This window comes from Cupriavidus sp. 8B, from assembly GCF_054589115.1.
Window position 1 is genome coordinate 1 of sequence record NZ_BAAILO010000063.1, and the last position, 12,207, is coordinate 12,207.

At 63.7% G+C, this 12,207-nt stretch carries 11 protein-coding genes and 2 pseudogenes; 5 read left to right on the forward strand and 8 right to left on the reverse strand.

Going from position 1 to position 12,207, the window contains the following annotated elements; all coding sequences use genetic code 11:
- Positions 1 to 181 precede the first annotated feature (181 nt).
- Positions 182 to 625 carry a hypothetical protein gene (locus tag ACYP5B_RS06185; RefSeq protein ID WP_459568975.1) on the forward strand — a complete coding sequence of 148 codons (444 nt, stop codon included), beginning with the start codon at positions 182 to 184 and terminating at the stop codon, positions 623 to 625.
- A gap of 83 nt (positions 626 to 708) precedes the next feature.
- On the opposite strand, the gene ACYP5B_RS06190 is transcribed toward ACYP5B_RS06185, so the two are convergent.
- On the reverse strand, positions 709 to 1,113 hold the full coding sequence (locus tag ACYP5B_RS06190) for a hypothetical protein (protein ID WP_459568976.1): 405 nt from the start codon (positions 1,111 to 1,113) through the stop codon (positions 709 to 711).
- Between the two features lie 90 nt (positions 1,114 to 1,203).
- On the opposite strand from ACYP5B_RS06190, the gene ACYP5B_RS06195 reads away from it, so the two are divergent.
- Entirely contained in the window at positions 1,204 to 1,422 is a 219-nt protein-coding gene (locus tag ACYP5B_RS06195) for a beta-eliminating lyase-related protein (protein ID WP_459568977.1), read from the forward strand.
- Here ACYP5B_RS06195 and ACYP5B_RS06200 read toward each other — a convergent pair.
- Positions 1,361 to 1,792, reverse strand: coding sequence for a host attachment protein (locus ACYP5B_RS06200; protein ID WP_400093372.1), 432 nt, complete (start codon positions 1,790 to 1,792; stop codon positions 1,361 to 1,363). The two genes, ACYP5B_RS06195 and ACYP5B_RS06200, sit on opposite strands and share 62 nt — an antisense overlap.
- Positions 1,793 to 2,426: 634 nt before the next feature.
- Here ACYP5B_RS06200 and ACYP5B_RS06205 point away from each other — a divergent pair.
- Entirely contained in the window at positions 2,427 to 2,795 is a 369-nt protein-coding gene (locus tag ACYP5B_RS06205; RefSeq protein WP_267603031.1) for a VOC family protein, read from the forward strand.
- An 836-nt stretch (positions 2,796 to 3,631) separates the two neighbouring features.
- On the opposite strand, the gene oxlT is transcribed toward ACYP5B_RS06205, so the two are convergent.
- The gene (gene oxlT, locus ACYP5B_RS06210; protein ID WP_400093376.1) at positions 3,632 to 4,972 is read right to left on the reverse strand and encodes an oxalate/formate MFS antiporter; all 1,341 of its coding nucleotides are present in this window, start codon (positions 4,970 to 4,972) and stop codon (positions 3,632 to 3,634) included.
- Positions 4,973 to 5,172: 200 nt separating this feature from the next.
- Here oxlT and ACYP5B_RS06215 point away from each other — a divergent pair.
- Both ACYP5B_RS06215 and ACYP5B_RS06220 read left to right on the forward strand, forming a co-directional pair.
- Positions 5,173 to 5,256 (forward strand): annotated as a pseudogene (locus tag ACYP5B_RS06215) (LysR family transcriptional regulator); the annotation flags it as partial.
- Positions 5,257 to 5,413: 157 nt separating this feature from the next.
- Positions 5,414 to 5,685: pseudogene (locus ACYP5B_RS06220) on the forward strand (LysR family transcriptional regulator).
- Positions 5,686 to 5,890: 205 nt separating this feature from the next.
- Here the strand turns inward: ACYP5B_RS06220 and ACYP5B_RS06225 are convergent.
- The 5 genes from ACYP5B_RS06225 to frc (ACYP5B_RS06245) all read right to left on the reverse strand — a co-directional run.
- Positions 5,891 to 7,288, reverse strand: a complete 1,398-nt coding sequence (locus ACYP5B_RS06225; RefSeq protein WP_459568978.1) for an NAD(P)(+) transhydrogenase (Re/Si-specific) subunit beta — start codon at positions 7,286 to 7,288, stop codon at positions 5,891 to 5,893.
- A 10-nt stretch (positions 7,289 to 7,298) separates the two neighbouring features.
- Entirely contained in the window at positions 7,299 to 8,858 is a 1,560-nt protein-coding gene (locus ACYP5B_RS06230) for a Re/Si-specific NAD(P)(+) transhydrogenase subunit alpha (RefSeq protein ID WP_459568980.1), read from the reverse strand.
- Positions 8,859 to 8,922: 64 nt separating this feature from the next.
- Entirely contained in the window at positions 8,923 to 9,696 is a 774-nt protein-coding gene (locus tag ACYP5B_RS06235) for a fumarylacetoacetate hydrolase family protein (RefSeq protein WP_400093381.1), read from the reverse strand.
- Between the two features lie 113 nt (positions 9,697 to 9,809).
- The gene (gene frc, locus ACYP5B_RS06240; protein WP_400093383.1) at positions 9,810 to 11,057 is read right to left on the reverse strand and encodes a formyl-CoA transferase; all 1,248 of its coding nucleotides are present in this window, start codon (positions 11,055 to 11,057) and stop codon (positions 9,810 to 9,812) included.
- A gap of 207 nt (positions 11,058 to 11,264) precedes the next feature.
- Positions 11,265 to 12,207: formyl-CoA transferase (gene frc / locus ACYP5B_RS06245; RefSeq protein WP_459568981.1), on the reverse strand; the 943-nt coding region annotated here is incomplete at its 5' end.

The following is a 12,207-nucleotide window of genomic DNA, read 5'->3' on the forward strand; positions in this document are numbered from 1 at the left end:
CACCATGCGCACCGTGATCTTCCTGATCGCCGGAAAGCTCGACTTCTCCGCGATCAACCCGCATGCCGCATAACCCACTCATTTTTCAAAAGAGCCACAATTATTGTTGCCATTTCAATTTCCTCGGCACCATCGGTTCGACTTCCTGCAGCCCATTGCCGTCCGGTCCCGGATCAGCGAGGTGAGCGCGCTCGGCATCGCCGCGGAACAGATGCGGCAGAACATCCAACGCTTCCTGATCATCGTGCAGGCAATCTCTGCTGAAAGCCGGCTCGATCAGCTCCCGCCTGTGCTCCTGCGGAAATTGCTCAACGCGGCCGGGGGAGACGCAGGCGTGCTGTACCTGGCGGATGGCGAAACGTTGAACGCCGCCGTGGCGTTTGATCGCAACGGCGCGGCGGCGGACCGCCCGTACAAGAAGGCGAAGACCCTGTCCGAGTCGGTGCGCATCATGTCGATGGCCACGGCGCAGCACCATCTTGATCCGGACTTGTTCGCTCTGTTCCTGACCTCTGGCGTCTATCGCCGCTATGCCGAGCGCTTCATGCGCCCGGAACAGATCGATGAGGTTGATATTGCGCTGTTTGTGGCTAATGGTGTACGGAACGGTCAAGCAGCGGCTTGAAAATCCTTGCAACTGCCTCTACTCACGCATGGCTGTGCCTATGCAAACTGAGATCTTTCAATGGAAACCAATCACTATGTCAGTTACACGATGCAAAGCCGGCGCATGCCATGTTTCTCCGATCCACTTCGATCTTGAGGCGGACCATTGACAAGACTTGCGCGCTCATTGCGGAGGCGGCCCAAAACGGCGCGAGGATTGTCGCCTTCCCGGAGGCCCACATCTGCGCCTTCCCGGTATGGTCCGGTGTTCGCGCGCAGGTCGAGAACCGCGATTTCTTTGTGCGCATAGCCTAGAGTGCCGTCACCATTGACCACCCCGCCACCGAGCGGATCCGGCGCGTCGCGCGTCAACAAGATATCGTAGTGTCGGTCGGCATCAACGAAGCGTCCAAGGTTGGCGTCGGCTGCATCCGGGACACCAAGCCGTTTCACGATGTCGTTGGCTACTACAACCGCTTCGCTGTATTCCGCCTGCAAGTGAATCACACAGCTCTCGAGCCCGCTCCTTGATGGCGCCGCCGGCGGCGCCCCGCGCGGCCGACCTGCCGCTGGAAGACGTCGCCGGGTTCTGATGCCATGCCTGCACAGACGGGTGTCTTCATGCCGTCCGGCACGATGTGCAATCTCGTCGCCATCCTGGCGCATACCCGTCCGGGTGACGAAATGATCTGCGGCCATGAATCGCACATCTACGGCGTTGAGGCTGCCGGCGCAGCCGAAGCCGGGGCCAAGCTCAGCGGGCGGCGAGACGGCTTTGCACCTCGCGCGCGCCCAGCCTGGAGATATCCTCGTTGAGCTCCTCGAACACCACCTTCTGCACTTCCTTGTCAAGGTGCTCGCGCAGCATGCCTAGGAACTTCGGCGCGGCGGCGAGGCGGAGCTTGTCGTAGCGCTGCTCCACGCGCGCCTGTCCGAGATATTGGCTCAGCATGCGGGCAAACTCGACACGTTCTTTTTCGGCCTGATCGATCCGCGGCGCCATCGAATGCATCGGTTCGCCCTTGCCGGCAAAGCGTCCCTGCGCATCGTCGCGCAACTCGCCATCCTTGGCACGTCCCAGTGGATTGACGAAGCCCTTGATCTCCTCGAGATCCCGCTCCATCCCGTGCGCCTGGAAGATCCGGGCTCGGCTGCCATCTGCGGTAAGCGTCCAGATTGTCGTCATTTCTAACTCCTTTCGTCGCGGCAGTAGGGATGTAAAAAGGATAGGCCCGGACCGGGCGATAGTCCCGGCGGGCTTTGTAACGCTGGCCGCAACACGCTACCGTCACATTCAGGCCGGGATACAGGTACATGCTGAGGATCGTGTGCGCCGCATTTCCTAGCGCGCGGCCCTCTCTCCAGAGCGCGGAAAGCCAATGGCAAAAGCCGGGCGTGGCGCAAGACGGCACCTCGCTCCCGGACTGGACCGAGCGCGACAGGCTTCACGCGGCGCGGTGCCGCTGGCTGCTGACCGTGTTGTATCTCGGTGGCTTGCGGGCGGCCGAAGTCGCCAGTACCCGGATGTGCGCTTTTTTTTTGCCTGCGTGAGAGGGAAGGCGTGGGCGTGGTCGACGCCCCAGGGCGCGAGGCGACGGGCATACTGCTTCTGGCATCCAGCGTTACCTCGCCGCCGGTTCACGCCGGCATCACGGAGACTTCGACCGCATGGAGGCTGGCCGGTGACGCCCGCCCGGCGCGCCGAAATCCATGTACCCTGCGAGGGTGGCGCACGTCAGCCTCTGCGTGACGGCCGGTTGGCCGTTCCCGGCCGGCTCGCATGCCGGTCCTTGCACATGCCCCTTCCAGGAGATTGCGACATGGCCATCCAGCTCAACCACACCATCGTCTTTTCTCATGACAAGAAGGTGTCCGCCGACTTCTTCTGCGAGATCCTCGGACGTCCCGCGGCCGTGCCGTTCGGGCCGTTTCTTGCCGTAAGGCTGGACAACGATGTCACCCTGGACTTCATGGATGCGCAAGGCGATGTTGCCCTGCAGCACTATGCCTTCCTGATCAGCGACGTCGAATTCGAGCAAAGCCTCGCCCGAATCCGCGCGCGCAACCTGATGTACTGGTCGGACCCATACCGCCGCCGCCCCGGCGAGGTCAGCACGGACGATGGCTGCCGCAGAATCTATTTCGAGGATCCGAGCAAGCATTTTCTGGAAATCTTCACGAAGGGATAAGACGCATGCGCATCGAGAGGAGGAGCCGCGACGCCTGCCACGGGCTTCGGCATTCCGTGCCCGAGGCGATATGAGGTTCCGCAAGCGCTGCGGTGCATTGGCGGTCGCGGCCGCGACGTTCGGACGACGTGCGCGGCGCAGGATTTCGATGACATCGAGCGGCCGCTATGGGAAGCCGGCCTTGGCGTCGGGGGCATCACGTTGCCGCACTAGCGCGGATCGCGACGAACGCGCCAACTTCATGTTTCCGGTGCCTTACTTCATCTACCGGGGCGAACATCTGCGCGCAAGACGTTCGACTCTCGCTTCGAGGGCGATGGTGCCGTCGAGGATCTGGTGTGGTTTCCCGCCTGGGCGTTGATCGAGAAACCGGGCCTGGCATAAAATCCCCTTAATAAATTGATTAACTAATGCGTTGATGTGCCGAATCGCGCTTGCCAGGTCGACGCCGGTATCAACGCGAGTGCAAACAACCATCTTCGGGTTAGAGATCGCGTGAATGTGATTGCACAGGACCAGGCGGTGCTCGTCGTTCGTTTCTTTAAGAACGGACAAGAACGCGGACCACTCGCTGTATCGGCACCTACTATCCGCAAACCAATGTCTGGTGCCATTGGAAAGCCGTTGCAGACGAATTTCGAGCGTTATAGCTTGCCGGCTCGCTGTGAGATATTCATGGTTGGCCCTCCCTTTCGCCGGGTTGGCTATGCACTTGCTTCAGCGGGATGGGCATGGGCATGGGCAAGGGCTGTCTCCTCTTGCGGCTGCGGCGAACTCGCCCGGTGGCGTCACGAAAGGCCGCCCGCGTCGCACGGGCCGGTCCATTTCTGCTGCCTTTACTTCCCCTTGCGCGCGGATAACCGGGCCAAGCAGGCCTGGCTGTCGGTGACGGGCGTGAGCGCTGCGGCATGGCCGGTAATGAAGCGCCTTCGTATCGGCGCCAGCACGAACTTGGCGGACAGGCCGGCGGCAATGGTGACCAGTGCCGCCACCGTGAACACCGCGTCCCAGCTGCCCCGCGCCGATAGTACCGAAGCCAGCGGCACCAGGATCGCCGCGGTGCCCTTTGCGGTATAGAGCGTGCCGGCATTGGCGGCCGCGAACTTGCTGCCGAAGGTGTCCGCGCACAGGGCCGGGAAAATCGAGAAGATCTCGCCCCAGAAGAGAAAGGTCAACGCCGCGAAGCCCATGAACCAGTAAGGGTTGTGGCCGAACGTCATCAGGCCCAGTAGCGCCAGGCCCTCGCCAATGAAGATGAAAAACATGGTGTTCTCGCGGCCAATGCGGTCGGAGATGAAACCGCACAGCGGGCGCGTGAAGCCATTGCAGAGGTTGTCGATCGACAGCGTCATGGTGAGCAGCGGCAGCGTGAAGCCCAGCATGGTCACTGGCATCGAGGCGAAGCCGAAGTCCTTGGCAATGGGCCCCAACTGCGCGGTGGCCATGATGCCGCCGGCCGCCACCGCGACGAATGACGCATAGATGATCCAGAACACCGGCGTCTTCACCATTTGCCCTGGCGTGAACTCGACCGGGTTGGTCAGCACAGCCTTGGCTGCGACTACACCCTTGGGCGGTCGCGGCTTCACCAGCAGCAGCGCCATCAGGAAGATGCACACGCCCTGCAGGATGCCGAAGGTGAGGAAGGCCTGCTCGTAGCCGGCGCGCTGGATCATATTGGCGATCGGAATCACCGTCAGCGCCGATCCCGCACCGAAGCCCGCCGCGGTAAGGCCGGCGGCGAGGCCCCGCTTGTCGGGAAACCATTTGAGCGCGTTGCCCACACAGGTGCCATAGACGCCCCCGGCGCCGATGCCGGCCACCACTGCGGCGAAGTACAACTGGGGCAGGCTGGTGGCATAGGCGTTGATCACCCAGGCTAGTCCGACGCAAAGCGCGCCGCCCGCCACCACGGGGCGCGGCCCTAGCTTGTCGACCAGCCAGCCCTCCAGCGGCACCAGCCAGGTCTCGGTCACGATGAAGATGGAAAAGGCGACCTGGATAGCGGATTCGCCCCAGTGATGCTTGGCATTCATGGGGGTGACAAACAGCGTCCAGCCGTACTGGAGGTTCGCCACCAGTCCCATGCAGACCACACCGATACAAAGCTGGAACCATCGGTTGTGCAGCCAGCCGCCGTGACTCACGGCAGGGCCTGCCGCGTTAAAGTGCGCCATGTGTAGTCTCCTGGATGGTGCGTTTCGCGCTCTATGGCACGGATAGCGGGGCTTCTCTTGCGGGGGGGAGCCCTTGGTCTATTGGGCGCGCCAGACATTGCGGCACGTGAATTGATGCTAGCCCATCTCGGTATCAGCAAAACATAAAGTTTTTTACCATTATCATTACTGATCATTTATATATTGCACAGGACGGCACGATGAGGAACGCCACGCTGCGTCAGCTGAAGGTTTTCGAGACAGTCGCGCGCCACCTGAGCTTCTCCCGGGCGGCGAAGAGTGTGGAGGGCCTGATAAAACATAAGCGATGATTTATGGTCTTTCTATATAACTTTAATTATCGTAATTCGTTCGGCACACCTATGCTGCGCTCAAGCCCACCTCTTCCGGAGAGCAAGGAATCCGATCACGAACCAGGTCCAGTCCGAAACGCACAACACCCTGCCGGCCGGCACCACGGCCTCGCGCAGCGATGACGAGGACCATTTGACCGCCTACAACGCGGCCTTCACCGAACTCGGCCTGCGCTTTCGCTGGGACGCCGGGATGTACCACTGGCTGTGCGGGATCGAATGCGAGAAGACGCGCGTCGCCCGCTAAACGAGGAATACCACGCCCATTTTCTGAAGGCCTACGACGCGGACTTCCTCAGCCAGCTAATCTTCGACAAGAAGAACGAGTACCTGCGGGCGAGGGGGCGGCAAGCCAACTGAGGCTGCGGTTTCACGTCGGTGAGAGGGGCGCTGACAGGCGCTTTTTTGCCGTACATTGGACTCTCGTCTGGGCGTTGGTTTCCCGCGTCGGCAATCGTGCGATACGTGCTGATAGATCAGGTCGCGAAGCTGTGGATTCTCACAACTTCGCGCGCATTCGGACCAGGCAGACGTGGCAGCGATGGCGCCAGCCGTCGTACCCGGCTCAGGCCTGGACTGTCTCCAGCTGCCTCAACAACGAATCCACACTGCCCTTCGCATCCCCAAACCACATCCGCGTGTTGTCCTTGTAGAACAGCGGATTGTCCACCCCCGCATATCCTGCAGCCATGCTGCGCTTGGACACCACCACTGTCTTCGCCTTCCATACCTCGAGGACCGGCATGCCGGCAATCGCGCTGCCCGGATCTTCCAGCGCGCCGGGGTTGACGATGTCGTTGGCACCCACCACCAGCACCACATCGGCCTTGTCGAAATCCTCGTTGATCTCATCCATCTCCAGCACGATGTCGTACGGTACCTTTGCCTCGGCCAGCAGCACGTTCATATGGCCGGGTAGGCGCCCCGCCACCGGATGGATGCCGAAGCGCACCTTGACGCCCTGCGCGCGCAGACGCCGCGTGATCTCGCTGATGGTGCCCTGCGCCTGCGCCACCGCCATGCCGTAGCCTGGCACGATGATCACATCGGCCGCGTCGCGCAGTAGCGCCCCGACCTCTTCACTTGACACTGGCACCACCTCGCCTTCCACGGCGGCGCCAGCCTGCGCCGGCGCGGTGCCGAAGCCGCCCAGGATCACCGAGAGGAATTTCCGGTTCATTGCCTTGCACATGATGTAGCTGAGAATGGCGCCGCTCGACCCCACCAGCGCGCCGGTGATGATCAGCAGATCATTGCCCAGCATGAAGCCGGTGGCCGCCGCGGCCCAACCCGAGTAGCTGTTGAGCATCGACACCACCACCGGCATGTCTGCGCCGCCGATGGCCATTACCAGGTGCGCTCCGGCCAGCAGCGCGATCGCCGTCATGGCGGTGAGCGGGACCAGGCCCTCCTGCGCCGACGGCGCCGCCAGAAAGGCGTAGCCCAACCACACGCAGGCGCCCAGGGCGGCGGCGTTCAGCAAGTGCCGGCCCGGCAGTAGCAGCGGCCTGCCGCCCAGCGTGCCCTGCAGCTTGAGAAAGGCAATGAGGGAGCCCGTGAAGGTTACCGCGCCGATCAGAATGCCCAGATAGGTCTCGATCTCGTGGATGCTCTTCTCCGCACCAGTCAGCGGCACCGCGCCGAGATAGTTGGCATAGCCCACCAGCACCGCCGCCAGGCCGACGAAACTGTGCAGCACGGCCACCAGCTGCGGCATCTGCGTCATCTCGACGCGGCGTGCCAGCAGCGCGCCGGCCGCCGCGCCCACGGTCATCGCCGCCAGCACCACGCCGATGCCGTCGCGGCCCGACACCAGCACGGTGGTCACGATGGCGATCACCATGCCAGCGATGCCGAGCAGGTTGCCCCGGCGCGCCGTGGCCGGGTGGCTGAGCCCGCCCAGGCTCAGGATGAAAAGCGCACTGGCGCTCACGTAGGCGATCTCACTGATTCCCGATGGCATGGCCTTCTCCTCAATCGCGCCGGAACATCTTCAGCATCCGCTGGGTCACCAGGAAGCCCCCGGCGATGTTGATGGTGGCAATCAGCACCGCGATGCCCGCGATCACGCTGCTAACCGCCGAAGGACTGCCCAGTTGCACCAGCGCGCCGACCACGATAATGCCGCTGATGGCATTGGTCACGCTCATCAGCGGCGTATGCAGCGACGCAGTGACATTCCACACCACCTGGTAGCCGACGAAGATGGCGAGCACGAACACCGTGAAGTGCGCCAGGAAGGCCGGCGGCGACACCGCGCCGAGCGCCAGCAGCGCCACTGCCCCCAGCACCAGCAGCGCGACCTTCCAGCCGGTGCGTTTGCCGCTTTCCGTGGCCGTGGCCGCGGTGGGCGCCGGCGTTTCAGCCGGCGCAGCAGGAGCAATTTCCACCGTCTTCGGCGGCGGCCACGACATGGCGCCACGATGGAGCACGGTGGCGCCGCGGATCATGTCGTCGTCCATGTCGACCGCCAGTTCGCCATCCTTGCCTGGCGTCAGCTCCGCCAGCAGGTGGCGCAGATTGGTGGCATAAAGCTGGCTGGCCTGGGCGGCCATGCGGCTGGGCAGGTCGGTGTAGCCGATCACCGTCGCCCCCGCGCGCTGCACGATCTCGCCGGGCGCCGTCAGCTCGCAATTGCCGCCCTGCTCCGCCGCCATGTCGACGACTACGCTACCCTGGCGCATGCTCTCCACCATGGCCGCCGTGATCAGCCGTGGCGCGGGCTTGCCGGGGATCAGCGCGGTGGTGATGATGATGTCCACTTCGCATGCCTGCTCGGCGAACAGCTGCATCTCCGCCTCGATGAAGGCCGTGCTCATCTCCTTGGCGTAGCCGCCGCTGCCGCTGCCGTCTTCTTCCACTTCCACCGAGAGGAACTCGGCGCCCAGGCTTTCGATCTGCTGCCGCACTACCGGGCGCGTATCGAAGGCGCGCACGACCGCGCCCAGGCTACGCGCGGCGCCGATCGCAGCCAGCCCGGCCACGCCGGCGCCGATCACCAGAACCCGCGCCGGCGGGATCTTGCCGGCGGCGGTGATCTGCCCGGCAAATGGCCGGCCAAAGGCATGAGCGGCCTCGATCACCGCGCGATAACCCGCCATATTGGCCATCGAACTGAGCGCATCGAGCTTCTGCGCGCGCGAGATGCGCGGCACGCAATCCATCGCCAGCACGGTGGCGCAGCGCTGCGACAGGCGTTGCAGCAGCGCGGCCTGCTGCGCCGGCCAGATGAAGCCGATCAGGGTCGCACCCTTCTTGAGCAGGGCCGCCTCTTCCACCCCGAGCGTGGGGTGGGCCTGTGGCGGCCGCACCTTGATTACGACGTCGACCGTGGCCCACAGGCTGGCGGCATCGACGATGTCAGCACCAGCCGCACGATAGGCCTGGTCGGGGCACGCCGCCTGTGCACCGGCGCCGCTCTCGACCACCACCCTATAGCCGAGCTTGATCAGCTCCCTGACCGAATCGGGCGTCGCGGCGACCCGCCGCTCCCCGGCGTGTACTTCGAGGGGCACACCGATTGTCATTGCCATCTTGTTCACCGTTCCCTGGATGTGCGCGGCCTGCCGGGGCTTGAGACCCTGCCGCGCCGGCTGCCTAGCCGCGCAAATGGTTCACCAGCGCGCCGATCCCTTCGATCGCCACCTCCACCACCGCGCCGTCCTTCATCGAGCCGACGCCGAGCGAGGTACCGCAGGCGATCACGTCGCCGGGCATCAGCGAGAGGTCCTGCGAGATCCGACTGACCTGCTCCTGCGGGGAAAAGATCATGTCGGCGAGCGGGTAGTTCTGCCGCTCCACGCCATCGAGCCGCGTCACCACGCTGGCCGAGCGCCAGTCGAAATCGGCGACGATGACGGGCCCCAGGCAGCCGAAGGTATCGAAGCCCTTGGCGCGGCACCATTGCGGGAAGCTGGGGTCCGCCGCGATCAGGTCGGCCGCCGTCACATCGTTGACGATGGTGTAGCCGAAGATATGGTCGGCAGCCTCGGCCGGCGAGACATTGCAGCACTTGCTGCCGATCACGATGCCCAGTTCGCCTTCATAGACGATCTTGCCGGCATAGCTTTTGGGCCGCACGATCGCATCGCCGGGCCCCGCCACCGAGCTGGCGGGCTTGATCAGGAACAGCGGATGTAGCGGCACGGGCTTTTCCAGCTTTTTGGCCAGCGCATGAAAATTGTTCCACAGCGCTACCAGCTTGCCTGGCTCGCAGGGGCTGAGCGGCGTCACCTCGCCCAAGTCCAGCACGATGCCGGTTGGGACCGGCTCACCGAACATGTCTCCGCCGTATTCGGTGACGCGATCGTTCTCCAGCACGCCGAAGCCGATATTGCCATCGGCGAGCCGAAAGCGTATCCACGATTTCATCGCAATGTCTCCTGCACGATTATGGGGTGCGCTCGGGCCGTGCCGAGAGGGTGCGGGCCGTCGCATCTTGTCCCGCATGCTAAACACGCGGTTGATCACCGTTTAGTGCGCGGTCAAATGGCACCGGCGGCGCGCAATTGAGCAATCTGATCCGGGGTATAGCCAAGTTCGGCCATCACTTCGTCGGTGTGTTCGCCCAACAGCGGCGAGCGCGTAACGTCGGTCGGGCTGTCGGACAGCTTGATCGGGTTGCCGACCGTCAGGTACTTGCCGCGGGTCGGGTGGTCGACCTCGACGACGGTGCCGGTCTTGCGCAGTGACGGCTCCGCGGCGATCTCCGTCATCGACAGGATCGGGCCGCACGGGATGTCGTACTTGTTCAGGATCTCCATCGCCTGGAATTTGGTCTTCGACATCGTCCAGCGCTCGATCTCGGCGAAGATCTCTTGCAGCTTCGGCAAGCGCGCGGCCGGCGTCTTGTACTCGGGGTCGTCGACCCACGCCTCGCGGCCTATCACCTTGCAGATCGCGCCCCATACCGGCGCCTGCGTGATGAAATAGATGTACGCGTTGGGATCCGTCTCCCAGCCCTTGCACTTGAGGATCCAGCCTGGCTGGCCGCCGCCCGACGCGTTGCCGGCACGCGGCACCACATCACCGAAGGTGCCGTTCGGATACTGCGGATACTCCTTCATTACGCCGGTGCGCTCGAGCCGCTGCTGGTCGCGCAGCTTCACGCGGCACAGGTTCAGCACGCCGTCCTGCATGGCGGCAAGCACCTTTTGGCCACGGCCGGTGGTCTTGCGCTGGTACAGCGCGGTGACGATGCCGAGCGCGAGATGCAGACCGGTGCCGCTGTCGCCGATTTGCGCGCCCGAGACCATCGGCGGGCCGTCGTCGAAGCCGGTGGTCGACGCGGCGCCGCCTGCGCACTGCGCGACATTCTCGTAGACCTTGCAATCCTCATAGGGGCCCGGGCCGAAGCCCTTGACCGACGCGACGATCATCGCCGGGTTCAGTTCCTGGATGCGCTCCCAGGTGAAGCCCATCCGATCCAGCGCGCCAGGCGCGAAGTTCTCAACCAGCACGTCGCACCCCTTCACGAGCGCCTCGAGCACCTTTTTGCCTTCCGGATGCTTGGTGTCGATCGTGACCGAGCGCTTGTTGTGGTTGAGCATCGTGAAGTAAAGACTGTCGACATCCGGGATGTCGCGCAATTGCTCACGCGTAACGTCCCCCACGCCCGCCCGTTCGACCTTGATCACATCCGCTCCGAACCACGCCAGCAACTGCGTACAGGTCGGCCCGGATTGCACATGCGTGAAATCAAGGATGCGAACACCATCCAATGCTTTGCCCACTTCAGTCTCCCGGCTTAACTTATATATCGTCTGCTGGTTCGCGCCCGGCCCATACGCGCGCGAGTCATGCGCTGGAGGTGGCCTCCAGTTCCGCCGGGCGTTTGAAAAACTGCTGTTCAAGCGATGAACCGACTCAGTACAGCGCTCGGACGGGCCGCCGTACCTGGCAGCGCCGAAGCCGAAGCTCCGGATCCGCGGTTGCCGTCTTCAAACAGCCTGGAGGTCGCGCAAGCGCTCGATTTGCGCCTTGCTATAACCGAGGCTGGCCAGCACATCCTCGGTGTGCTCGCCCAGCAACGGCGAAGCGGTGATCTCAGGCTTCAGGTCGGAGAACTTGATTGGGCTGCCTACCGTGAGATAGGTGCCGCGCTCCTTGTGCGGGACTTCGGTGATGCTGCCGCTCGCGCGCAACGACGGGTCGTTAGCGAGTTCTTTCATGGTCAGCACCGGCGCGCACGGAATATCGAACTTGCGCAGAATATCCACCGCTTCGAACTTGGTCTTGTCGGCCAGCCAGTCTTCGATGGTCTTGAAAATCTCGAAGATGTGCGGCTGGCGCGCCTGGGCCGTGCTGTAGGCCGGGTCCTCGATCCATTCGGGCTTGCCCAGCGCCTTGCAAATCGGCGCCCATGCGTGACCCTGGATGGTGAAGTAGATGTACGCGTTCGGATCGGTTTCCCAGCCCTTGCACTTCAGCACCCAGCCCGGCTGGCCGCCGCCGCCGGCATTGCCGCCACGCGGCACCACATCGCTGAATGTGCCATGCGGATATTGCGGATACTCCTCCAGGTAGCCCAGCCGGTCCAGGCGCTGCTGGTCGCGCAATTTGACGCGGCACAGGTTCAGCACACTGTCCTGCATCGACACCGCCACCTTCTGGCCGTTGCCGGTTTTATCGCGTCCGATCAGGGCGGTCAGGATGCCGATCGCCAGGTGCATGCCGGTATTGCTGTCGCCCAGCGCCGCGGCGCTGATGGTCGGCGGGCCGTCCCAGAAGCCGGTGGTGGAAGCCGCGCCGCCGGCGCACTGCGCGACATTCTCATAGACCTTCAAATCGTCGTAGTGGTGCCCGTCGCTGAAGCCCTTGACCGAAGCCACGATCAGCTTCGGGTTGAGTTCCTTGAGGCGCTCCCAGGAGAAACCCATCCGG

Bases quoted from the DNA above. Each gene is read 5' to 3' on its own strand.
- ACYP5B_RS06195 (WP_459568977.1), top strand. From the start codon at position 1,204: ATGCCTGCACAGACGGGTGTCTTCATGCCGTCCGGCACGATGTGCAAT.
- ACYP5B_RS06200 (WP_400093372.1), bottom strand. From the start codon at position 1,792: ATGACGACAATCTGGACGCTTACCGCAGATGGCAGCCGAGCCCGGATC.
- ACYP5B_RS06205 (WP_267603031.1), top strand. From the start codon at position 2,427: ATGGCCATCCAGCTCAACCACACCATCGTCTTTTCTCATGACAAGAAG.
- oxlT (WP_400093376.1), bottom strand. From the start codon at position 4,972: ATGGCGCACTTTAACGCGGCAGGCCCTGCCGTGAGTCACGGCGGCTGG.
- ACYP5B_RS06225 (WP_459568978.1), bottom strand. From the start codon at position 7,288: ATGCCATCGGGAATCAGTGAGATCGCCTACGTGAGCGCCAGTGCGCTT.
- ACYP5B_RS06230 (WP_459568980.1), bottom strand. From the start codon at position 8,858: ATGGCAATGACAATCGGTGTGCCCCTCGAAGTACACGCCGGGGAGCGG.
- ACYP5B_RS06235 (WP_400093381.1), bottom strand. From the start codon at position 9,696: ATGAAATCGTGGATACGCTTTCGGCTCGCCGATGGCAATATCGGCTTC.